The 21,370-nt window shown below is 68.8% G+C and carries 19 protein-coding genes; 14 read left to right on the top strand and 5 right to left on the bottom strand.

All coding sequences use genetic code 11. The features are described 5' to 3' along the window. Window positions 1-145 precede the first annotated feature (145 nt). The 5 genes from leuS to holA all read left to right on the top strand — a co-directional run bounded on the left by leuS (window position 146) and on the right by holA (window position 7,730). Window positions 146-2,692, top strand: a complete 2,547-nt coding sequence (gene leuS, locus AB5L97_RS09910; protein ID WP_374049294.1) for a leucine--tRNA ligase — start codon at window positions 146-148, stop codon at window positions 2,690-2,692. Between the two features lie 14 nt (window positions 2,693-2,706). Further along, window positions 2,707-3,717: a DegV family protein gene (locus tag AB5L97_RS09905; protein WP_369044591.1), complete on the top strand. Its 1,011-nt coding sequence runs from the start codon at window positions 2,707-2,709 to the stop codon at window positions 3,715-3,717. A gap of 432 nt (window positions 3,718-4,149) precedes the next feature. Continuing rightward, on the top strand, window positions 4,150-4,812 hold the full coding sequence (locus AB5L97_RS09900; RefSeq protein ID WP_369044590.1) for a ComEA family DNA-binding protein: 663 nt from the start codon (window positions 4,150-4,152) through the stop codon (window positions 4,810-4,812). Window positions 4,813-4,849: 37 nt separating this feature from the next. Further along, complete coding sequence (locus tag AB5L97_RS09895) at window positions 4,850-6,661, top strand: ComEC/Rec2 family competence protein (protein WP_369044589.1); 1,812 nt, start codon at window positions 4,850-4,852, stop codon at window positions 6,659-6,661. 31 nt (window positions 6,662-6,692) lie between these two features. Next, window positions 6,693-7,730, top strand: coding sequence for a DNA polymerase III subunit delta (holA, locus tag AB5L97_RS09890; protein WP_369044588.1), 1,038 nt, complete (start codon window positions 6,693-6,695; stop codon window positions 7,728-7,730). 94 nt (window positions 7,731-7,824) lie between these two features. Here the strand turns inward: holA and rpsT are convergent, their stop codons facing one another. Both rpsT and AB5L97_RS09880 read right to left on the bottom strand, forming a co-directional pair. After that, on the bottom strand, window positions 7,825-8,088 hold the full coding sequence (rpsT, locus tag AB5L97_RS09885; RefSeq protein ID WP_307958315.1) for a 30S ribosomal protein S20: 264 nt from the start codon (window positions 8,086-8,088) through the stop codon (window positions 7,825-7,827). Between the two features lie 157 nt (window positions 8,089-8,245). Continuing rightward, window positions 8,246-8,722: a type II toxin-antitoxin system PemK/MazF family toxin gene (locus AB5L97_RS09880; protein ID WP_307958314.1), complete on the bottom strand. Its 477-nt coding sequence runs from the start codon at window positions 8,720-8,722 to the stop codon at window positions 8,246-8,248. 81 nt (window positions 8,723-8,803) lie between these two features. Between AB5L97_RS09880 and lepA the strand changes: the two genes are divergently transcribed. Beyond that, window positions 8,804-10,657 carry a translation elongation factor 4 gene (lepA, locus tag AB5L97_RS09875; RefSeq protein ID WP_307958313.1) on the top strand — a complete coding sequence of 618 codons (1,854 nt, stop codon included), beginning with the start codon at window positions 8,804-8,806 and terminating at the stop codon, window positions 10,655-10,657. Next, entirely contained in the window at window positions 10,657-11,895 is a 1,239-nt protein-coding gene (gene hemW / locus AB5L97_RS09870) for a radical SAM family heme chaperone HemW (protein WP_369044587.1), read from the top strand. The genes lepA and hemW overlap by 1 nt, the downstream gene beginning before the upstream one ends. A 52-nt stretch (window positions 11,896-11,947) precedes the next feature. Here the strand turns inward: hemW and AB5L97_RS09865 are convergent, their stop codons facing one another. Both AB5L97_RS09865 and AB5L97_RS09860 read right to left on the bottom strand, forming a co-directional pair. Continuing rightward, window positions 11,948-12,337, bottom strand: coding sequence for a DUF4870 domain-containing protein (locus AB5L97_RS09865; RefSeq protein WP_369044586.1), 390 nt, complete (start codon window positions 12,335-12,337; stop codon window positions 11,948-11,950). A 19-nt stretch (window positions 12,338-12,356) separates the two neighbouring features. Continuing rightward, complete coding sequence (locus tag AB5L97_RS09860) at window positions 12,357-13,199, bottom strand: DUF3097 family protein (protein ID WP_307958413.1); 843 nt, start codon at window positions 13,197-13,199, stop codon at window positions 12,357-12,359. Between the two features lie 131 nt (window positions 13,200-13,330). Here AB5L97_RS09860 and hrcA point away from each other — a divergent pair, with 131 nt between their 5' ends. The 3 genes from hrcA to AB5L97_RS09845 are packed head-to-tail and all read left to right on the top strand — an operon-like array spanning window position 13,331 to window position 16,291. Continuing rightward, window positions 13,331-14,347 carry a heat-inducible transcriptional repressor HrcA gene (hrcA, locus tag AB5L97_RS09855; RefSeq protein WP_369044585.1) on the top strand — a complete coding sequence of 339 codons (1,017 nt, stop codon included), beginning with the start codon at window positions 13,331-13,333 and terminating at the stop codon, window positions 14,345-14,347. A 17-nt stretch (window positions 14,348-14,364) separates the two neighbouring features. Then, window positions 14,365-15,492 (top strand): molecular chaperone DnaJ, encoded by a 1,128-nt coding sequence (gene dnaJ / locus AB5L97_RS09850; protein WP_369044584.1) that lies wholly within the window; start codon window positions 14,365-14,367, stop codon window positions 15,490-15,492. 1 nt (window position 15,493) lies between these two features. Next, entirely contained in the window at window positions 15,494-16,291 is a 798-nt protein-coding gene (locus tag AB5L97_RS09845; RefSeq protein ID WP_369044583.1) for a 16S rRNA (uracil(1498)-N(3))-methyltransferase, read from the top strand. Here the strand turns inward: AB5L97_RS09845 and AB5L97_RS09840 are convergent. Continuing rightward, window positions 16,288-17,256: a GerMN domain-containing protein gene (locus AB5L97_RS09840; protein ID WP_369044582.1), complete on the bottom strand. Its 969-nt coding sequence runs from the start codon at window positions 17,254-17,256 to the stop codon at window positions 16,288-16,290. The two genes, AB5L97_RS09845 and AB5L97_RS09840, sit on opposite strands and share 4 nt — an antisense overlap. A 319-nt stretch (window positions 17,257-17,575) precedes the next feature. On the opposite strand from AB5L97_RS09840, the gene AB5L97_RS09835 reads away from it, so the two are divergent. Genes AB5L97_RS09835 through era form a run of 4 tightly spaced genes read left to right on the top strand, consistent with a single transcriptional unit; the run spans window position 17,576 to window position 21,363 of the window. Further along, entirely contained in the window at window positions 17,576-18,658 is a 1,083-nt protein-coding gene (locus AB5L97_RS09835) for a PhoH family protein (RefSeq protein ID WP_423246778.1), read from the top strand. After that, window positions 18,655-19,128, top strand: a complete 474-nt coding sequence (gene ybeY, locus AB5L97_RS09830; RefSeq protein WP_307958306.1) for an rRNA maturation RNase YbeY — start codon at window positions 18,655-18,657, stop codon at window positions 19,126-19,128. Before AB5L97_RS09835 ends, ybeY begins: the two co-directional genes overlap by 4 nt. Beyond that, the gene (locus AB5L97_RS09825; RefSeq protein ID WP_369044581.1) at window positions 19,125-20,420 is read left to right on the top strand and encodes a hemolysin family protein; all 1,296 of its coding nucleotides are present in this window, start codon (window positions 19,125-19,127) and stop codon (window positions 20,418-20,420) included. Before ybeY ends, AB5L97_RS09825 begins: the two co-directional genes overlap by 4 nt. Further along, the gene (gene era / locus AB5L97_RS09820; RefSeq protein ID WP_307958304.1) at window positions 20,413-21,363 is read left to right on the top strand and encodes a GTPase Era; all 951 of its coding nucleotides are present in this window, start codon (window positions 20,413-20,415) and stop codon (window positions 21,361-21,363) included. The genes AB5L97_RS09825 and era overlap by 8 nt, the downstream gene beginning before the upstream one ends. Window positions 21,364-21,370 lie beyond the last annotated feature (7 nt).

Here is a 21,370-nt window from a genome sequence, read left to right as displayed (position 1 = left end):
TGCGTCGGGCCTGCGGTACCATGAAGGCTATGCGTGGCATCCTCCTCCTTCGATAGCCGCTTGCCGCCGGGTCTCCGGTCAGCAAGCGGCCGCCCCTCCGTGTGAGGGGCTTTTGTGTGTCAGGAGCAGGATGCCGGAGGGCGGGATTTCAGTGGAGAGAAGCACGGTGAGCGAAGAGCGAGTCGCAGAGCAGAACGCGCAGCAGGAAACAGAGCAGAACGCCTACAGTTTCGCGGCGATCGAGGCAAAGTGGCCGGCGGTGTGGGACGAATTGGGGGTGTTCACGCCCAAGGACGACGGAAGCCGAGAGCGCCGGTTCGTGCTCGACATGTTCCCGTATCCCTCCGGGGACCTTCACATGGGCCACGCCGAGGCGTTCGCGATGGGCGACGTCGTCGCGCGGTACCTGCGGCTCAAGGGCTACGACGTGCTCCACCCGATCGGCTGGGATTCGTTCGGCCTGCCGGCGGAGAACGCAGCGATCAAGCGCAATGCCCACCCGTCCGAGTGGACGTACGCGAACATCGAGACGCAGGCGGCCTCGTTCAAGCGGTACGGCCTGAGCCTGGACTGGTCCCGCCGCCTCCACACGTCCGACCCGGCGTACTACCGGTGGACGCAGTGGCTGTTCCTGCGCTTCTACGAGCGCGGCCTCGCGTACCGGAAGAACCACCCGGTGAACTGGTGCCCCAAGGACCAGACCGTGCTGGCCAACGAGCAGGTCGTCAACGGTGCCTGCGAGCGCTGCGGCACGCCCGTGACGAAGAAGTCCCTCAACCAGTGGTACTTCAAGATCACCGACTACGCGGACCGGCTGCTGGACGACATGGCCGAGCTCGAGGGCCACTGGCCCGAGCGCGTGCTCGCCATGCAGCGCAACTGGATCGGTCGCTCTGAGGGCGCCCATGTGCGCTTCGCGATCGAGGGAACCAGCGAAGCAGAGGGAGGGCAGGCCCGGCGCGAGGTCACCGTCTTCACCACCCGCCCGGACACGCTGTACGGAGCCACCTTCTTCGTGGTCGCGGCGGATGCCGACCTGGCCGGCGAACTCGTGTCCCCTGAGCAGGCCCAGGCCCTGGCCGAGTACCAGGACCGGGTCAAGGCCCTGAGCGAGATCGAGCGCCAGAACACGGACCGGGAGAAGACCGGCGTCTTCCTGGGCCGCTACGCTGTCAACCCGCTCAGCGGCGAGAAGCTCCCGGTGTGGGCCGCGGACTATGTCCTGGCCGACTACGGCACCGGCGCCATCATGGCCGTGCCCGCGCACGACCAGCGCGACCTCGACTTCGCCAAGGCCTTCGGGCTGCCCGTCCGCACGGTCCTCGACACGGGCGAGGAGGACCCCGCTGTGTCCGGAACCGCGACGAGCGGCGAGGGCACGCTCATCAACTCCGGCGCGCTGGACGGACTGTCCAAGGCCGAGGGCATCGCGAAGGCCATCGAGACCGTCGAGTCGGCGGGCACGGGCGAGGGCACGGTCAACTACCGGCTCCGCGACTGGCTGCTCTCGCGACAGCGCTTCTGGGGCGCTCCCATCCCGATCATCCACTGCCCCGTAGACGGCGAGGTGCCGGTCCCGGACGAGCAGCTGCCCGTCCGGCTCCCCGACGACCTGCGCGGCGAGCAGCTCGCGCCCAAGGGCACCTCGCCCCTCGCGGCGGCCGAGCACTGGGTCAACGTCGAGTGCCCCCGCTGCGGCGGCCCCGCGAAACGGGACACCGACACGATGGACACGTTCGTCGATTCGTCCTGGTACTACCTCCGGTACGTCTCTCCGGACTACACGGAGGGGCCGTTCGACCCCGAGGCCGCGAAGCGCTGGATGCCGGTCGCGCAGTACGTGGGCGGTGTCGAGCACGCGATCCTGCACCTGCTCTACAGCCGGTTCTTCATGAAGGTGCTCAAGGACATGGGCCTCGTCGACGCAGACGAGCCGTTCGCCGCGCTCATGAACCAGGGCCAGGTCCTCAACGGCGGCAAGGCCATGAGCAAGTCGCTCGGCAACGGCGTGGACCTGGGGGAGCAGCTCGACCGGTTCGGGGTCGACGCCGTGCGCCTCACCATGGTCTTCGCGTCTCCGCCGGAGGACGACGTCGACTGGGCCGATGTCTCGCCGTCAGGCTCGGCGAAGTTCCTGGCCCGCGCGTGGCGTCTGGGCCAGGACGTCACGAGCGACCCGGGAACGGACCCTGGGACCGGCGACCGCGCCCTGCGTACCGTCACGCACCGGACGCTCGCAGAGGCGGCCGAGCTCGTTGAGTCGCACAAGTTCAATGTTGTCGTCGCCAAGACGATGGAACTGGTCAATGCGACCCGCAAGGCCATCGACGGCGGACCCGGCGGTGCGGACCCGGCGGTGCGCGAGGCCGTCGAGACCGTGGCAATCATCCTGAGCCTCTTCGCGCCGTACACGGCGGAGGACTTGTGGGCCGCCCTGGGTCACGAGCCCTCGGTCGCAGGCGCCGCTTGGCCGCAGTACGATCCCTCGCTCCTCGTGGAGGAGACCGTGACCGCCGTCGTGCAGATCCAGGGCAAGGTGCGGGATCGCCTGGAGGTCGCCCCGGACATCTCTGAAGATGCGCTGCGCGAGCTGGCCCTCGCCTCGGCGAACGTCCAGCGGGTCCTGGACGGCCGCGGGATCCGGACCGTCATTGTGCGGGCGCCGAAGCTGGTCAACATCGTGCCGGCGTGACCCGGTGATGCAGGGTGGCTGAGAGTACGGACCTGCCCGCGATCGCGTGGCTGAGACGCGGCTGGGGCAGGCTCCGTCCGGGGCCTGCCCCAGCGGCGGCCCCGTCCACCCCGCTGCCGCGGATTGCCGTCGTGACCGACTCGTCCGCTGGCCTCCCGGACGCCTGGGCCGCCGAATTCGTCCGCGCAGAATGCTTCGCGGACGTCGTCCTGCCCGTCATGGTCGGTCAGGACATCTTCACCGAGGGTGAGGACGTCGGAACCGCCCTGAGCCTGGCGTTGGCCGCCGGCGCACAGGTCCGCACGTCGAGGCCCTCCCCAGGCCAATTCGAACGGGTCTACCGCGGGTTCGAGGAAGCCGGCTTCGAGGGCATCGCCTCCCTGCACCTGTCCGGAAAGCTCTCCGGGACGGTTGACGCCGCACGCCTCGCCGCAGGGCGCGTGGGCATCCCTGTCGAGGTCGTGGACTCCCAGACGGCCGGCATGGCGCTCGGTTTCGCCGTGCGCGCCGCCGTGCGCGCCGCGGCGCGGGGCGCGGGCCTCGCCGAGGTGCGCCGCGCCGGCGAGGAACGGCTCGCCGGGTCAGAGGTGCTGTTCTACGTTCCGAGCCTCGAGCAGCTCCGACGCGGCGGGCGCATCGGCGCAGCGGCCTCCCTCGTGGGGACAGTCCTTGCCATCAAGCTCATCCTGACCATCCGTGATGGCCTCATCGTGCCGCTCGAGCGGATCCGCACTGCGGCCAAGGCTGTTCCGCGTCTCCGGGAGCTCGCAGTGGCCCGCGCGTCGGCGGCCCTGGACCCATCGATTGCGGTCCACTACTTCGGCAACCGAGGCGAGGCCGAGGCTTTTGCGGCCTCGCTCGCGTCGGATCTCGGGGTGCCCGCGGCCGACGTCGCGCTCTCGCCTCTCCCGGCGGTCCTCGCCGCCCATACGGGGCTCGGCGTGCTCGCCGTCGTGATCTCGCCGGGAGCGGATCCGCGGCCCCACCCGCTCGCCGTGCCACTGCCCGTGGACGCGCTGGACTGAGCTCGCTTCTCCTCCACAGGCGCCGGTTGCGCGTGTCCTTCCACATGGGTCCCGCATACGGTGCGGATCCGCGCCGCGTCTGACAGCGTGGGCCCCATGGTCTGGTCCAGGCGGGACTCTCTTAGGCGGCGGCAGGAGGCCCGCCACCGCTGGGATGCCCTGTTCTCGGAGGTATCTGACCCGGGGGACGGCCTTCTGGGACTCGCCGCCACTGCACAGATCCCCGTCGTCCAGGAGCACAGCCGGGCTACCGACCGTGACGCCGATCTCGATGCCGCTGCCGAAACGGGAGGTGACGCAACACCTGATGCCCGTACGAACGCTGCCGTTGAGGTCGCGGCCGGAGCCGGCTCCCCTGCCGATGCTGATCCCGTATCGGCGGACCGAATCAGCATGGCGGATGGGGTCCGGAGCAGTCGGCCGAGATTTGCCATGTCAGTGCGGCTCGCCGCCGTGGTTGCGGTGCTGCTGTCTGCGACCTGCGGAGCCTGGTGGTGGCTTGCTGGATCGGCTGGCCCCGACGTCCGCCCCGTCACGGCGGTGGGAGCAGCGCAGGCGCACGGGGGAACGGACTCTGCCTCTGGCACCCAGACGGGGATGGCCCGGCCGACGGGGCCGGGAGCGCCGCCGGCGGCTGGCGGACCAACCGTTCATGTTGTCGGAGCCGTCTCCGCGCCCGGCGTGTACCACCTCGTGCCCGGCGCGCGCGTCTATGAGGCCATCGCCGCGGCTGGCGGTGCGACACCAGCCGCCGATACCAACCGGCTCAATCTGGCGGCGACGGTTGAGGACGGGACCCGGATCAGGATTCCCGCGGTAGGCGACCCAGAGGTGCCGGAGTCCGCCGGGACTGTACCGACTGGCGCGGCGCCGGGTGGCGCCGCGACCGGCGCGACGGGCGGGAAGGTCGACATCAACACGGCCACCGTCGCGGAGCTCGCGACGCTGCCGCGGGTTGGCCCCGTGCTCGCGCAGCGCATTGTCGACTTCCGGACCGCCCACGGTCGCTTCGCAGAACCCGAGGGCCTCGACGCGGTCAGTGGAATCGGCCCGAAGATGCTCGAGTCCATCCTCCCGATGGTGACCGTGCGATGAGTTCCCAGCGCGCGCGGTGGCCCTCTGCGCACCGGCCATGAGCGACGAGCGGCGCGAGGCGTGGAACCGCTATCGCGAGGCGGCCGTCTCGGGTGCCCGACCCCGAGTCGAGGCCGACGCGGCGACGACGCTTGTCGAACAGCTTCGCCTCCGAGCTGCGCAGTGGTGGTCCGTCGACCCCGTCGCGGGCCACACCCGATCGGGTCGATGGCGGGACCTCCGTCTCGTTCCGGTAGGCGCCGCCGCGTGGCTCGGTGCGGCGCTCGCGCCCGCGATCGGGCCGTCAGCGACTCGAGCGGGCCTGCTGGCCTCGACTCTGGCGGTCGCGGCAGGTGCCCTCGCCATCGCCCTTGTGGTCTCTGTGGTGAAGGGCAGAGTCGCGGCGCGCCGGCGAGGACTGAGTGCCCGGCTCAAGCGGTCGGTTCCTGCAGCAGTCCTCACGGCGTGCACGGCCATCGCTCTGGCCGCTGGTCTCGGGGCAGCAGCCGGCCACCATGCAGCCGAACACAGCGGGCCCGCGGGCGAGCTGCTGGACCGCGGTGGCCAGACCGTCGCCACAGTGGAAGTCACCGGGGAGCCGAATCAACAGCGTCAGCGGGGCACCTTCGGCTCGGGCCCCCGGTTCGCCGCCGAGGGCCGTCTCCTCCAGGCGACCGATGGGGGCCGGTCCTTCACAGCGTCTGCCTCGATCCGCCTTGTCGGAGGGGCCGAGATGGCGCGAGTCCGCAGCGGCACAACCATCGAGGTGGCGGGGCGCATCGTCCCGGCCGATCAGCCCGGGAGAACTGCGCTTCTGAGCGTCTCGAGCCGGCCCCGCGTCGTCGAGTCCGACGCCGCACGTCGGCAGGTGGGAGCCCTGCGCGAATCGCTCCGGCGTTCGTCCGAATGGCTCTGGCCCGATGCCGCCGGCCTGCTGCCGGGCATGACGGTCGGGGACACGGCGGCGCTGCCGGTGGAGCTCGAGGACGCCATGCGCGACGTCGGCCTGGGTCACCTTACCGCCGTGAGCGGCGCCAATTTCACCCTCCTGCTGGCCCTGGTGCTCCTCGGCCTGCGGTCGTTGAGGGCGTCGCGCGCCATGGTCCTCATTGGGTGCGCCCTGGCTGTGATCGGATTCACCGTCATCGTGGGCCCGGAACCGAGCGTCCTCCGCGCCGCAGCGATGGGCACGGTGGGGCTCGTGGCTCTCGTGAGCGGCCGGGCGGGACGCAGCTGCTCGGCGGTGTCGTCGGCCGTGCTCGTGCTCGTCCTCGCCCAACCGCCTCTGGCCCTGAGCATGGGCTTCCTCCTCTCGGTGGCGGCGACTCTCGGTATCGCGCTCCTCGGCCCACCGCTGACCCAGATGCTCGCCGCACGGTTTCCGGCCTGGCTCGCTCTGGCCGTCGCCGTGCCCCTGTCCGCTCAGCTCACGTGCGGACCACTCATGGTGCTCATCCAGCCCTCGTTCCTGAGCTTGTCGCTCGTGGCGAATGTCGCCTCGACTCCGTTCGTGCCGGTCGTGACGGTTGCGGGTACGCTCGCGCTGGCCACGTGCGCGTGGTGTCCCCCGGTGGCGCTCCTCGCAGTCGGCGTCGGGGGAGCAGGCGCGCAGGCGATTGCCCTCACGGCCCGGATGCTCGCCGGTCTCCCCGGCGCCACACTGCGGTGGCCGGAGGGCGTCGGCGGTGCCGTGGCGATGGCCGCCGTGTCCGGACTCAACGCCGCCCTCCTCTGGGCCACCCTGTTGCCCTCAGGGCAGGCGGCCGTGCGGCTGCTTGCGTGCCGGATCATCCGTCTGGCGCGCGCAGCCTTGGCCTGCACCGCGTCGGGATTGGGCGTAACGGTGCGGCGTGGGAGAGTGGAGCGGTGATTTCATTCGAACAGGCCGCAGGAGGCCGTTCATGACGCCCGCAGCTCGCAGCGCCCGTTCTGGCGGACATCGTGGAAGCGCCGTCAAGAGCGCGGGCACGGTCGAGTGGCGAGATGCGGCGCCGGCCCCCGTGGTCCTCGTGCTCGGGCCTGAGGACTACATCGCGGCTCGGTCCATGGATGCCATCAGGGCCAAAGCGCGCGCGGCCAGCCCCGATCTTGAGGTCACCCGGCTCGAGGCGGGGACCTACTCCGGTGGCGAGCTCCTCATGGCGGCCTCGCCTTCGCTCTTCGGGGAGAGCAAGCTTGTCGAGGTCCAGGGACTCGAGTCGATGACCGAGGAGTTCCTCCGTGACACCCTCGCCTACGTCTCCGCACCCGAAAATGACGTGGTCCTTGTGCTGCGGCACGCGGGCGGGGCGAGGGGCAAGAAGCTCCTGGACGCGGTCAAGGCATCGGGTGCACCGGTCATCGACTGCCAGCCATTGAAGAAGGACGCAGACAAGGCCGCCTTCGTTGCGGCCGAGTTCCGCGGAACAGGGCGGCGCATCGAGCGGGAGGCCATCGATGCACTTGTCGCCGCTGTAGGGAGCAGCCTCGCTGAGCTCGCCGCGGCATGCTCCCAGCTTGCGCTCGACGCGTCGGCGACGGTGGACGCCGCGACGGTGGAGAAGTACTACGGCGGCCGCGTCGAGGCTACCGCCTTCAAGGTGGCGGATGCGGCCCTGGCCGGTCAGCAGGCCAAGGCGCTCTCGGCGTTCCGGCACGCCCTGGAGACCGGTGTCGATCCCGTGCCGATGGTGGCCGCCATCGCGTCCAAGCTCAGGACCCTCGCCAAGGTCGCCGGCGCGCGGGGCTCGGCCCAGAGCATTGCAAGAGACCTCGGCATGCAGCCGTGGCTCGTCGAGCAGGCGCAGCGCGATATCCGCGGGTGGACTCCACAGAGCCTCGCCACGGCAATCAGGGCAGTCGCAGAGGCGGACGCCGAGGTCAAGGGGCTCGCCCGGGACCCGGGCTATGCAGTGGAGCGGGCCTTGTCGATCGTGAGCTCAGCCGCGCGCGCCCGCTGACGCGCGCGCCCGTGTCAACCTTCTCCAGTTGCCAGAACGGCCGGGGCCGGCATCCAGTGCGGATGCCGGCCCCGGCCGAAGAAGGCGTTGAGAGTCAGCCGATCTTGGCGATCCTCTTCGCGATGCCCGACTTGCGGTTCGCGGCCTGGTTCTTGTGGATGACGCCCTTGCTCACGGCCTTGTCGAGCTTCTTGCTCGCGTGGGCCAGAGCAGCATTGGCGGCGTCCTTGTCGGCGGAGACGACGGCAGCGTTGACGGCGCGGATGGCCGTCTTCAGCTCGGACTTCACCGCCATGTTGCGCTGACGCGCCTTCTCGTTGGTGAGAATGCGCTTCTTCTGGGACTTGATGTTTGCCACGTGTGGAACTCTCTTGTTAAAGCCAACAGGGTCTAGAGGGTTCGGACCGACCATCGACTGAGTGGCGTGGGGATGCCTATGGCAGCCGGTCGTCAGTGCCCGTCGACCTGCACGGACACACAGCAGTAAATCTTAGCAGAAGGGCGCCCCTTCCATGTCAGCGCCAGCCGCGTTCACGGAGGGAGGCCGCGACGAGGTCGAACCGCTCCCGCTCGAGGATGGCACCCTCTCGGCGCACCGCACCCGGGTCGATCTGCAGGACCCGGTCCACCTTGACCTCGCTGGGCCGGCGGCGGGGATCCCATGACCCCGTGCCGATGTCGATGTAGTCCTTCTCCCGCGCGCGCCCGTCGTGGTCCTTGCTCGTGAGCATGACGCACAGCAGGGCGGACCCGCGCTGCGAGACGATCAACACCGGACGGTCCTTGCCCAACGAGTGGTCCTCCTCGAAGGGCACCCACGTCCACACGATCTCGCCGGGGTCGGGAACCCCATCCGGATCGGGTGCATAGGTGACCGTCGCGGTCCCGGTGAAGTCACCGGCATAGGCCGGCGGACGCCCATCTGCGCGTCTGTCCGGGCGCCAAGCCGAGCGGACGGCGGAAAGGAAGCGGGAGGCTAGGCTGCGCAGCACACCCACAGCCTATGGGACACTGGGAAGCCAGCGTCCCCGCGTTGGCTCACATCTACCGCATCGACAGTGAGGACTCACCGCGTGTCTCCCATGGCCCGCACCGCCCCGGTGCCTGCCGCGACGGATCCGTCGATCATCCGCAACTTCTGCATCATTGCGCACATCGACCACGGCAAGTCGACCCTTGCCGACCGAATGCTGCAGTTCACAGGCGTCGTGCAGCCCAGGGACATGAAGGCGCAGTACCTCGACCGCATGGACATCGAGCGCGAACGCGGCATCACCATCAAGTCCCAGGCCGTCCGTATGCCGTGGGAGGTCGACGGCACGGCGTACGCGCTGAACATGATCGACACCCCCGGCCACGTCGACTTTACCTACGAGGTCTCCCGCTCACTCGCGGCATGCGAAGGCGCAGTCCTGCTCGTCGATGCAGCCCAGGGGATCGAGGCCCAGACGCTCGCGAACCTCTACCTCGCGATGGAGAACGACCTCACCATCATCCCGGTCCTGAACAAGATCGACCTTCCGGCGGCCCAGCCGGAGAAGTACGCCGAGGAGCTCGCCAACCTGATCGGGGGAAACCCCGCGGACGTGCTCCGGGTGTCCGGAAAGACCGGCATGGGCGTCGAGGGCCTCCTCGACCGCATCGTCGCCGACATCCCCGCTCCCACGGGCGACGCTGACGCGCCGGCTCGCGCGATGATCTTCGACTCGGTCTACGACACGTACCGCGGCGTGGTGACCTATGTGCGCGTCGTGGACGGTTCGCTCAGCCCGCGTGAACGCATCCAGATGATGTCGACCAAGGCAAGCCACGAGCTGCTCGAGATCGGTGTGAGCTCCCCGGAGCCGACGCCTACAAAGGGCCTCGGCGTGGGTGAGGTCGGCTACCTCATCACCGGCGTGAAGGACGTCCGGCTATCCAAGGTGGGCGACACTGTCACCAATCTGGCCAAGCCCGCCACCGAATCCCTCCCCGGCTATGCAGATGCGAAGCCGATGGTCTTCTCCGGCCTGTATCCCTTGGATGGGACGGACTATCCAGTGCTCCGGGACGCCTTGGAGAAGCTGATGCTCAACGACGCCGCCCTGGTCTATGAACCGGAGACGTCCGCGGCTCTGGGCTTCGGCTTCCGGGTCGGCTTCCTGGGCCTGCTGCATTTGGAAATCACCCGCGAGCGGCTCGAGCGCGAGTACAAACTGGACCTGATCTCCACGGCTCCCAACGTCGAGTACGAGGTGACGCTGGAAGACAAGACGGTTCTCCACGTCACCAACCCCAGCGAGTACCCGTCCGGCAAGATTGCCCAAGTCCGCGAGCCGATGGTTGCCGCGACCATCCTTGCGCCGAACGAGTTCGTCGGCGCCATCATGGAGCTGTGCCAGAGCCGTCGCGGCGTCCTGGGCGGCATGGACTACCTCTCCGAAGATCGAGTGGAGATCCGATACCGCCTGCCGCTGGCTGAAATCGTCTTCGACTTCTTCGACATCCTCAAGTCCAAGACCCGCGGCTACGGGTCGTTGGACTGGAAGTCCGACGGCGAGCAGACCGCAGACCTCGTCAAGGTGGACATCATGCTCCAGGGCGAGCAGGTCGATGCCTTCTCCGCCATCACCCATCGGGACAAGGCCTACGCCTACGGGGTGATGATGACTGGGAAGCTGAGGGAACTCATCCCTCGCCAGCAGTTCGAGGTGCCGATCCAGGCCGCGATCGGCTCCCGCATCATCGCCCGCGAGAGTATCCGTGCAATCCGCAAGGACGTCCTCGCGAAGTGCTACGGCGGTGACATCACGCGAAAGCGCAAGCTGCTCGAGAAGCAGAAGGAAGGCAAGAAGCGCATGAAGATGGTGGGCCGCGTCGAGGTTCCGCAGGAGGCCTTCATCGCCGCACTCACCACCGATGAGTCGAAGGACAAGGCGAAGAAGTAGTGCCGAGCACCCTTCCCCTGGGAGATCCGGCCCCGGCCGACGGCGTCCTGCCGCCGCAGGCGGCGGCCTCGGCGGGGGAGCGGAGCTTCTCGCTCTACGCCCACATACCCTTCTGCGCCGTCCGCTGCGGGTACTGCGACTTCAACACCTACACCGCGACCGAGCTCGGCGGGGGTGCGTCGCAGGCCAACTATGCCGCGACCGCGTCCGGGGAGGTGAGCTTCGCGGCAGGTGCCCTTGACGCGTCGGGGGTGCCGCGCCGTCGTCTGTCCACGGTGTTCTTCGGCGGGGGGACGCCGACCCTCCTGCCGGCGGAAGACCTCGCCGCGATCCTCGCGTCAGCAGTGGCGGAGTGGGGCATCGAGCCTGGGGCCGAGGTCACCACCGAGGCGAACCCCGATTCGGTGACACCCCAATCGCTCCGGACGCTCGCGGACGCCGGATTCACCCGGGTGTCCTTCGGCATGCAGTCGGCCGTCCCGCATGTGCTAAGGGTCCTCGACAGGACTCACACGCCGAGCCGGGTGCCGGAGGCTGTGCACTGGGCCCGCGAGGCCGGACTGGACGTGAGCCTCGACCTCATCTACGGCACGCCGGGGGAGACCCTCGACGACTGGCGGACGTCCCTTGACGCCGCGCTCGCTTGCGAGCCTGACCATGTGAGCGCCTACGCGCTGATTGTCGAGGAAGGCACCAAGCTCGCGGCCCAGATCCGCCGCGGCGAGGTGCCGGACGTGGACGACGACGACCACGCCGAGAAGTATGAGACGGCCGACGCAGTGCTCGGCGACGCCGGATTCCACTGGTACGAGGTGAGCAACTGGGCTCGGGGCGACGCATCGGATCGGCGCTTCGAATGCCGCCACAACCTCGCCTACTGGCATGGAGGCGACTGGTGGGGCGTGGGCCCGGGCGCGCACTCGCATGTGGGCGGCGTGCGGTGGTGGAACGTGAAGCATCCCACCGCGTATGCAGGAAGGCTTGCACAGGGGGCCTCGCCCGCTGCGGGGCGGGAGACGCTCGACGACGCTACGCGCCGCGTGGAGCACGTCCTGCTGCAGATCCGTCTCGCCGAGGGCCTGCCGACGGCTGACATCGCTCCCGACGGACGCGCGGCCGTCGCAGGGCTTATCGCGGACGGCCTCGTTGACGGTCCGGCCGCCGTCCAGGGCCGGCTCGTGCTCACGCTCAGAGGACGACTCCTCGCCGACGCGGTAGTCCGCCGGCTACTGCCCTGACCCCTGCTGGCCGCCGGTCCGTCGTGAACGCCGACCCGGTCGAACTGCCGGCCTAGTGGATGAGGTGCAGGTTGTACTGGTACTGGTACGGCTGCCCGCGGTTCACCTGAATTCCAGCGATCACCGAGTAGACCGTCAGCGCAATCCAAATGAGGGTCGCGAGCACTGCGAACACGCTCCCGACGAACGGCACGAGCGCAAGGAAGTTGAACACGATCGCGGCGACCGTTGGGGGCAGGGTGAAGTTGAGGGCCTCCTTGGACTCCTGGGCCGTGAACGGTCCGCGGTCCTTGAAGTACAGGTAGATCAGGAGCGAGGGGACGAATCCGAGGATCCCGCCGAAGTGCGCGAGGGTAGCCCACTGGCGATCCTCGGACGCCGTGAGGGGGGCGGGGGCGGAATCGTCGGGGCGGTCGCGTCGGTACTGCGGGTAGTCACTCACTGGTTCAGGATATCCAAGCTCAGGCCGTCAGGAAGTCGATGACCTCTTCGACGCGGCCGAGCAGGGATGGCTCGAGGTCGGCATAGGTACGTACAGCGCCGAGAAGCTTCTGCCAGGCGAGCCCGATGTCCTCCGCGCTCTCGTGCGGCCACCCGAAGGCCTCGAGGATGCCGGTCTTCCAGTCAGTGCCGCGCGGCACTACCGGCCACGCCGCGATGCCCAGGGCCGAGGGCTTGATGGCCTGCCACACGTCCACATAGGGGTGACCGACGATCAGGACATTGCTGGCGGCGCCCCGAACCGACAGCGCTTCGGACACGATGCGCGACTCCTTCGTGCCCTGGACGAGGTGGTCCACGAGGATGCCCAGCTTCCTGCCGGGACCGGGATTGAACTCGGCAATCGCAGACGCGAGGTCATCAACTCCGTGCAGGGGCTCGACGACGATCCCCTCAAGGCGGAGGTCATCGCCCCAGACCTTCTCTACCAGCTCGGCGTCGTGCTTCCCCTCGACCCAGATGCGGCTGGCCTTGGCCACTTGTGCACGCTGGCCTTCGACCCGGACAGAGCCCGACGCCGTCCGGGCCGGGGCCGCGGGCTGCCTTCGCGCCGCCGGGGGTCCGACCCTGACAGGACGGCCGTCGACGAGGAACCCGAAGCCGAGCTGGAACGAGCGGCTGCGGCCACGACGGTCCTCGAGGCTCATCACGTGCATCCCACCGGACTTCTCGATGCGGGTGACGGCACCGACCCACCCGGACTCCGTGTCTTCGAGGACGAGCCCCAGCTCAACGGGCACCACGGGAAGCTCGGTCCGGGCGGCCCCGCCGAGGTCGGCGGGCCCCCACGAGTCATAGGAGATTCGGTCCACCCGCCGCATCCTACGCGGCGGGGCAGAGGCCCAGGCTGCGGCTCGCCGCGCCGGCCACAGGCATAATAGACTTAGCACTTGCTTCAAGAGAGTGCTAACGCCGGGACGCCACAGGAGGTGTGATGAACGAGCCACGCAAGCTGGAAGTCCTGCGGGCCATTGTGGAGGACTACGTCCACTTCCGTGAGCCCGTCGGGTCCAAGGCACTGGTCGAACGCCACCGGCTCAGTGTGTCCAGCGCGACGATCCGCAACGACATGGCCGCGCTCGAGGACGAGGGGCTCATCGTGGCCCCCCACACGAGCGCCGGCCGGGTGCCCACGGACAAGGGCTACCGCGTCTTCGTTGACCATCTGGCCGCGGTACGACCGCTGTCGGCCCCCGAGAAGCAGGCGATCCAGATGCTCCTGGATGGTGCCGAAGACCTAGACGATGTGCTCGAGCGCACCGTGCGGCTCCTGTCACAGCTGACCAACCAGGTCGCCGTCGTCCAGTATCCCCAGCTCGGAAGGGCACGCGTCCGCCACGTCGAGGCGGTGGCCATGGCCCCGCGTCAGGTTCTTCTTGTGCTCATCGCGGACACTGGCACAGTGGAGCAGCGCGTGCACAGCGTGAGCGAGGACGTGGACCACGACAGGCTCGCGTACCTGCGCCAGCGTTTCCTCGAAGGCCTCATCGGGACTGCTGTCACGCGGCTCCCTTCGAGCGCGGCCGAGGTTGTTGCGGCCCTGCCTCCGAAGGACCAGCGGCTGGCGGCCGAGCTTGCCCAGGGCCTCTCATCCCTCGCGGAGTCGAGCCGGGAGGACCGCATGGTCATGGCCGGAACGGCCTACCTCGCGCGGTCCAACAACGACTTCCTGCAGAGCATTTCGCCGGTTCTGGAGGCACTCGAGGAACAGGTCGTGCTTCTGCGCCTCCTGTCCGAGATGGCCAGTGACCCCCGCGGCGTTGCCGTGACGATCGGCCGCGAGAACCCGTACACGAGCTTCGAGGAGACCTCGGTCGTCGCGACGGGGTACGGGCTTGACGACGGTGCAAAGGTGGGCGTCCTGGGACCGACCCGCATGGACTATCCCGCGACGATGGCGGCGGTCCGGGCCGTGGCCCGGTACCTGTCGAAGATCATCGCCGGCAGCTGACCAACAGAAAGAGAATCGTGAGCAGCCACTACGAAACCCTCGGTGTTCCGAACGACGCGACCCCCGAGGAGATCAAGAAGGCGTACAAGAAACTCGCCCGAAAGCTCCATCCGGACATCAACCCCAGCGAGGATGCCTCCGAGCAGTTCAAGGCCGTGACGCACGCCTATGAGGTGCTCTCCGACCCCCAGAAGCGTCGCGTCTACGATACGACGGGCAACGAGAACGGCACGGACAACGGCTACTCAGGCGCCTACGACGGTTCGGGCTTCGCCTTCCAGGACATCTTCGAGACATTCTTCGGCGGGGGATCGGCTCAGGCTGGCCCCGCCTCGCGCGTGCGCCGCGGGCAGGATGCCCTCATCGCGGTGCGGATCGAGCTCAAGGACGCGGTCTTCGGCGTCAACAAGAAGCTCGAGGTGGACACCGCGGTGATGTGCTCCCGCTGCGAGGGATCGTGCTGTGAACCGGGGACCGTGCCCGTGCGCTGCAGCGTCTGCGGCGGCTCCGGACACATCCAGCGTCCGGTGCGCTCGATCCTGGGCCAGGTCATGACCATGGCCACGTGCCCCACGTGCCAGGGATTCGGCACCGAGATCCCCAGCCCGTGCAACGAGTGCGGCGGCGAAGGGCGTGTGCGCAGCCGCCGGTCGCTCACGGTCAAGATCCCGGCTGGCGTCTCAACCGGCACGCGGATCCAGCTCGCGGGCCAGGGCGAGGCAGGCACCGCGGGCGGCCCCTCCGGCGACCTCTACGTGGAGATCCGCGTCGCCTCGCACGCGACGTTCAGCCGCGAGGGAGACGACCTCCACGCGACCCTGAGCGTTCCGATGACGGCAGCCGCGCTCGGCTCGGAGATGACACTCGAGACGTTCGACGGCGAGCAGCAGATCACCCTCCGCCCGGGCACCCAGTCGGGGGACGTCGTGACGCTGCACGCCCTCGGCGTCGCTCGCCTCCGCGGCATGGGACGCGGGGACCTCCTCGTCCACATCAAGGTAGAGACGCCGACGAAGCTTGACGCCGAGCAGGAGGAGCTCATCCGGCAGCTCGCCAAGCTGCGCGGCGAGCAGGTCGGAGAAGGCAAGCTCGTGGGTACCGGCGGTGTGTTCGCGAAGCTCCGCGACAAGTTCGGCAGCCTCTGACATGTCCCGGCCCCTGTTCTACGTGCCAGCCGGTGCGCTCGACGGCGCCGTTCCCGGCACGGTCGTGGACGTCGACGGCGCCGAGGGCCGCCATGCCGTGACTGTCAAGCGCCTCTCGGTCGGAGAGGGCGTCGATCTGGCCGACGGCGCGGGCGTCCGTGCCGTCGGAACGGTCACCAGCGCTGAGGGTTCTGTCCTCGGCGTCGCCGTCGGTTCAATCCGGCGCGAACAGGCCCCGCCGTTCCGCCTCGTCCTCGTCCAAGCGCTCGCCAAGGGCGACCGCGACGAGCTCGCCGCCGAGACCGCGACCGAGCTCGGCGTGGACGTGATCGTCCCGTGGCAGGCGGAGCGTTCGATCGTGCGCTGGAAGGGCGAGAGGGCAGAGAAGGCTCTCGCGAAGTGGCGCTCGGCGGTGTTCGCGGCGGCCAAGCAGGCGCGGCGCGCGAGGGTGCCCGAGGTCGATCCTGCGCACGACGGCGCGCGACTGGCCGCCAGGGTCAAGGCGGCGCGGCTCGCCGTCGTCCTCCATGAAGAGGCCACCGAATCGCTTTCCGAGGTGCTCGCGGCGGTCACCCCGGACGAGGGTGCGCGTGAGGCCGAGATCCTGTTCATCGTCGGACCCGAGGGCGGTATCAGCCCCGCCGAGCTCGAGCGGTTCATCGCCGCAGGAGCGCGCCTCGCGCTCCTGGGGCCCCACGTGCTGAGGTCCTCGACCGCGGGGCCCGCCGCCCTGGCCCTTGCGGGGGACCGGCTGGGGCGGTGGGGTGGCCGCGACGGCAGGGACGCCGAGAACTCCTAGCCGGTGACCGTGAAGCCCTTCGAGTCCCACGCGCTCGTGGTGGCGCTGGCGGCCGGTGAGGCGTCGTCGGACGGCAGGATACGGATCTCATAGTCGCCGGCCGGGAGGTTCACCGAGAACGTGAACTCACCGACGTGGCCGGGCTGGTTTCCGGACGTCACAGTGCCGCTCACGTAGCTCGACTTGGCCCCTTGGGCGTCCCGGTGCAGGATCTGCCACGCGAAGGCCTTGTCCGGCGAGGTGGCGCGGCCGAAGACCTTGAGGGCCCCGGTGACCTGGGCGCCCTCCTGGGGGTCGATGATCCATGCGGGCGCGACCATCGACGGATCACGTTGCATGAGCTGGCCGAGCTGGACCCGGTCGAAGGCGAGCTGCGATGTCCTTCCGTCGACGAGGAGCATGACAGAGATCGGCTGGCCGGCGTCGACCAGGCCGGAGCTCGCCGCGGCGGCTGTTGCAGTGTAGACGAGCTGCTGGACGGCGAGCTGTGCCGTCGGTTCGTCCACACCCGTGTTGAACGCGTCGGCGGAGACATCCACAGTGATGTAGTTGCGGCCGGAGACGGACGCGGCGAGCTTCTTGGGCGGCTGCCACGGCGTGAAGTAGCTCGGGTCCAGCGGCTTCTGCGACATCATGATGCGCAGCGCGGTCGCGATGGGGTTGTCTTTGCCGTCCGCGTCGCGGAACTCGCGGTACAGGTAGACGCCATCCCGGGACTTTCCGAGCCAGTAAACGGGCGCCTTCGCGGACGTCTGCGACGTCTCGAGCGGGGCCGACGCCTGGGTCGCCCCCCCGGACGGTCCGGCGGTGGAGCCCGCAGCAATGCTCGGCTGAGGTGTCCCGGTGGCGGTGCATCCGGCGAGGGATGGGCCCGCGGCGAGCAGCAGCGAGGCCGCCAGCAGCGCGGCGGCAGGGACCGGCCGATGCCGCACACCCGCCCGCTGCCGCCTCATCTGCTCTCCCATGGATCCTCCGCCGATGGCTCCGTGCCTGCGCTTCCTGCCGCTCTCTGCCTCCGCAGGACAATGGTCCGCTGTGTGCGGTACCCGTGGTATCGCTCCGGGCCAGGGTCCAGCTTGGCACAGCCCGACGCCGGGCGCCCGGCCGTTGCGTCAACTGTTTCCCAAGTGATGCACGATTGATATTTTCAACGGCACGCTCCATCGCCGCACTGCTCAGCGGCTATGCCGCGGGCGCTCCTTCGGGCGGGGCAGGGGCACGTAGGATAGAAACACAGTGCCCGACTAGGCCCACGCCAAGCCATCTACGGAGAGAGACCTGCCTGTGACAGCGGAGTTCCCGCACACGACCCCGGCGGCGCGCACCGAGGTGCTGCGCTTCGGCTCGAGCGAGGAGATGGTCCGTATCCTGGGCCCGCATGACGAGGCCCTGCGGTACGTCGAGGAGCAGTTCCCCTCGGTGTCGATCCACGCGCGCGGCAATGAGCTGACAATCGTGGGACCGGCGGCGGAGGCGCCCCACATCCGCCGGCTCTTCGAGGAGATCTCCGCGATCGCGGCAAGCGGTGCACCTGTCACGACGGCTTCCCTCGAGCAACTCGTGGCGATGCTCCGCTCCCAGACCGTGGCAAGTCCCTCCGACGTCCTGACCCACAACATCCTCTCGAGCCGCGGCCGGACGATTCGTCCGAAGACAGCGAACCAGAAGGACTACGTCGACGCGATCGATGCCAACACGGTGATCTTCGGGATCGGCCCCGCGGGAACGGGCAAGACCTACCTCGCCATGGCTAAGGCGGTCCAGGCGCTGCAGCACAAGGACGTGAGCCGCATCATCCTGACGCGGCCCGCGGTCGAGGCAGGTGAGCGGCTCGGATTCCTCCCGGGAACCCTCAATGACAAGATCGATCCATACCTGCGTCCGCTCTACGACGCGCTGCACGACATGATGGATCCCGAATCGATTCCGCGCCTCATGGCAGCGGGGACCATCGAGGTCGCGCCGCTCGCCTACATGCGCGGACGCACGCTCAACGACGCATTCATCATCCTCGACGAGGCGCAGAACACGACGCCCGAGCAGATGAAGATGTTCCTCACCCGCCTCGGCTTCGGCTCGAAGATGGTGGTCACGGGAGACGTGACGCAGGTCGACCTGCCCTCCGGCACCGCGTCGGGCCTGAGGATCGTGCAGCAGATCCTCCAGGGAGTCGAAGACGTGAGCTTCTCCATCCTGGATGCCTCCGACGTGGTCCGCCACCGGCTCGTGGGTGACATTGTGGCCGCGTACGGCCGCTGGGATGCCACCGAGCGCGCCAAACTTGAGCGTCGCCGCGATCGCGCGGCGGCACACCGCGGCCCCGGTGCGGCGTCGGGCGCGGGCGCTGAGTCTAAGCTGGAGCCGTGAGCATCGAAGTCAACAACGAGTCCGGCCTGAGCATCGACGCCGAAGCGCTCGTGCGTCTCGCGCGGTTCGTGTTCGAGCGTCTCTGGCTCCATCCGCAGACGGAACTGTCGATCCTCCTCGTCGACGAGGAAGCCATGGAGCGTCTGCACCTCGAACTCATGGACGAACCGGGCTCGACCGACGTCCTCTCGGTGCCGATGGACGAGCTCACCCCGGGTGCCCCGGGTCGGCAGACCCCGCAGGGAATGCTCGGAGACGTCGCGATCTGCCCTCAGGTGGCGGCCCGGCAGGCACAGCGCGGTGGGCATTCGACGGACGACGAGATGCTCCTGCTCGAGACGCACGGGATCCTCCACCTCCTGGGCTTCGATCACGCCGAGCCGGAAGAACGCGAGGAGATGTTCACGCTCCAGCGTGAACTGCTCACCGAGTTCCTCGGACGCCCGGCACCGAGCGAGACGGTGGCGTGACCACAGCGCTGCTGCTCGTCCTCGCCCTCGTCTTCGTCGCGCTGGCCGGCTTCCTCACAGCCGCCGAATCGGCCTTCTCCTTCCTCCCACGCCACGATGCCGAGGAGCGGATTGCGGAGGGCCGTTCGGCGTCCCTTGCCCGCATCCTGGAGGACCCCGTCCCGCACGCCCACGCACTGCGGTTCTGGCGGATCTGGTTCGAGACGGCCGCGGCAGTTGCCGTTGCGGTCCTCGTACACAGCTGGCTCGACAACGTGTGGCTCGCAGGCCTCGCGGCGACGGTCGTCATGGCGCTCATTGGATTCCTCCTCGTCGGTGTGTCTCCGCGCCAGCTGGGACGGCAGCACGCACTCGAGATTGCCGTGGTCGCGGCACCCCTCGCCAACGGGCTGCGCATGGCCTTGGGGCCCGTTCCGAGCTGGCTCGTCCGGCTCGGCAGCGCCGCGACGGGCACCGATCCCAAGCACGAGGATGCGACGTACACATCCACAGAGCTTCGCGAGTTCGTCGAGCGTTCGAGTGACACCGAGGACCTCGAGGACGAACAGGCCGAGCTGCTCCAATCCGTCTTCGAGCTCGGAGAGACCCTCGTGCGGGCCGTCATGGTCCCGCGCACTGACATCATCGCCATCGAGTCGGGAGCTACGCTGCAGCAGTCGATGACGCTGTTCCTGCGTTCTGGTTGTTCCCGGGTGCCGGTGTTCCGTGAGAGCCTCGATGACGTCACCGGCGTCCTGTACCTCAAGGATGTCGCCGCGCGAATCCACGAGGATCCGGAAGCCCGCAGCGAGGCCGTTGACGCGCTCGCCCGCGAGCCGAGGTTCGTTCCCGAGTCGAAGCCCGTAGACGATCTCCTCAAGGAGCTCCAGCGGGAGTCGATCCATTTTGCGATCGTCGTCGACGAGTACGGCGGGACCGCTGGCCTCGTGACCCTCGAGGACCTCATCGAGGAGCTCGTGGGAGAGATTGCCGACGAGTATGACGACGACGAGGCCGAGTCGGTGGATCTGGGCGACGGCCGGTTCCGCGTCACCGCGCGCATGGGCCTCGACGACCTCGGCGAGCTGTTCGACATCGACCTCGAGGACGACGAAGTGGAGACGGTCGGAGGCCTGCTCTCGAAGGGGCTCGGGCGGGTCCCGATCGTGGGAAGCACGGCCGAGGTCCACGGTGTCAGGCTCACGGCCGAGCGCCGTGTGGGCCGCCGCAACAGGATCACCCACATCCTCGCAGAACGTGTCGAGGAGACCACCACCGATCAGAATGACCAGGCAGGGAGCACGCATGGCTGACACCTCGGCAGGGCAGGGGTCCTCGGACTACCGCGCCGGATTCGCCGTCCTCGTGGGACGCCCGAATGCGGGCAAGTCCACGCTGACCAACGCCCTCGTGGGCCAGAAGGTGGCCATCACGTCGGCGAAGCCCCAGACCACGCGCCACACGATCCGCGGGATCGTCCACCGCGACAACGGCCAGCTCATCCTCGTGGACACACCTGGTCTGCACCGCCCGCGCACGCTCCTCGGCCAGAGGCTCAACGACCTCGTGGCCGAGACCCTCTCCGAAGTCGACGCGATCGGGTTCTGCCTTCCGGCGAACGAGCGCATCGGCCCCGGCGACAAGTTCATCGCGAACCAGCTGGCAGGGGTTCCGCGGAAGCCAATTGTCGCCATCGTGACCAAGGCGGACCTCGTGGACCGCGCGCAGCTCACCGAGCAGCTCCTCGCGGTCGACGCTTTGGGCCGCGAGGCCCTCGGTGGAGAGGGCTTCACCGACATCGTTCCGGTCTCGGCCCAGGACGGCTACCAGGTCTCGACAGTCGAGGGCATCCTCATCAGCCACATGCCGCTGTCCCCGCCGCTGTACCCGGACGGTGAGCTCACGGACGAGCCGGAAGCCGTCATGGTCGCGGAACTCATTCGCGAGGCAGCCCTCGAGGGCGTGCGGGACGAGCTGCCCCACTCGCTCGCAGTCGTCGTGGAGGAGATCCTGCCGCGGGAGGGCCGCAGCGAGGACAACCAGCTCCTGGACGTACGGGTCAACCTGTTCGTCGAGCGTCCGTCCCAGAAGGCCATCATCATCGGCAAGGGCGGCTCCCGCCTGCGCGAGGTCGGGTCGACGGCACGCCGCGGCATCGAGGCCCTTCTCGGCACCCGGATCTTCCTGGACCTGCACGTCAAGGTGGCAAAGGACTGGCAGCGCGATCCGAAGCAGCTGGGCCGGCTCGGATTCTGAGCCGAAC

This window comes from Sinomonas sp. P10A9 (genome assembly GCF_041022165.1).
Taxonomy (GTDB): Bacteria; Actinomycetota; Actinomycetes; order Actinomycetales; family Micrococcaceae; genus Sinomonas; species Sinomonas puerhi.
Note: the sequence above shows the minus strand (reverse complement) of the source record. Positions and strands in the feature narration are given on the sequence as shown.

Bases quoted from the DNA above. Each gene is read 5' to 3' on its own strand.
- AB5L97_RS09900 (WP_369044590.1), top strand. From the start codon at position 4,150: ATGTCAGTGCGGCTCGCCGCCGTGGTTGCGGTGCTGCTGTCTGCGACC.
- AB5L97_RS09895 (WP_369044589.1), top strand. From the start codon at position 4,850: ATGAGCGACGAGCGGCGCGAGGCGTGGAACCGCTATCGCGAGGCGGCC.
- holA (WP_369044588.1), top strand. From the start codon at position 6,693: ATGACGCCCGCAGCTCGCAGCGCCCGTTCTGGCGGACATCGTGGAAGC.
- hrcA (WP_369044585.1), top strand. From the start codon at position 13,331: ATGAACGAGCCACGCAAGCTGGAAGTCCTGCGGGCCATTGTGGAGGAC.
- AB5L97_RS09845 (WP_369044583.1), top strand. From the start codon at position 15,494: ATGTCCCGGCCCCTGTTCTACGTGCCAGCCGGTGCGCTCGACGGCGCC.
- AB5L97_RS09840 (WP_369044582.1), bottom strand. From the start codon at position 17,256: ATGGGAGAGCAGATGAGGCGGCAGCGGGCGGGTGTGCGGCATCGGCCG.
- era (WP_307958304.1), top strand. From the start codon at position 20,413: ATGGCTGACACCTCGGCAGGGCAGGGGTCCTCGGACTACCGCGCCGGA.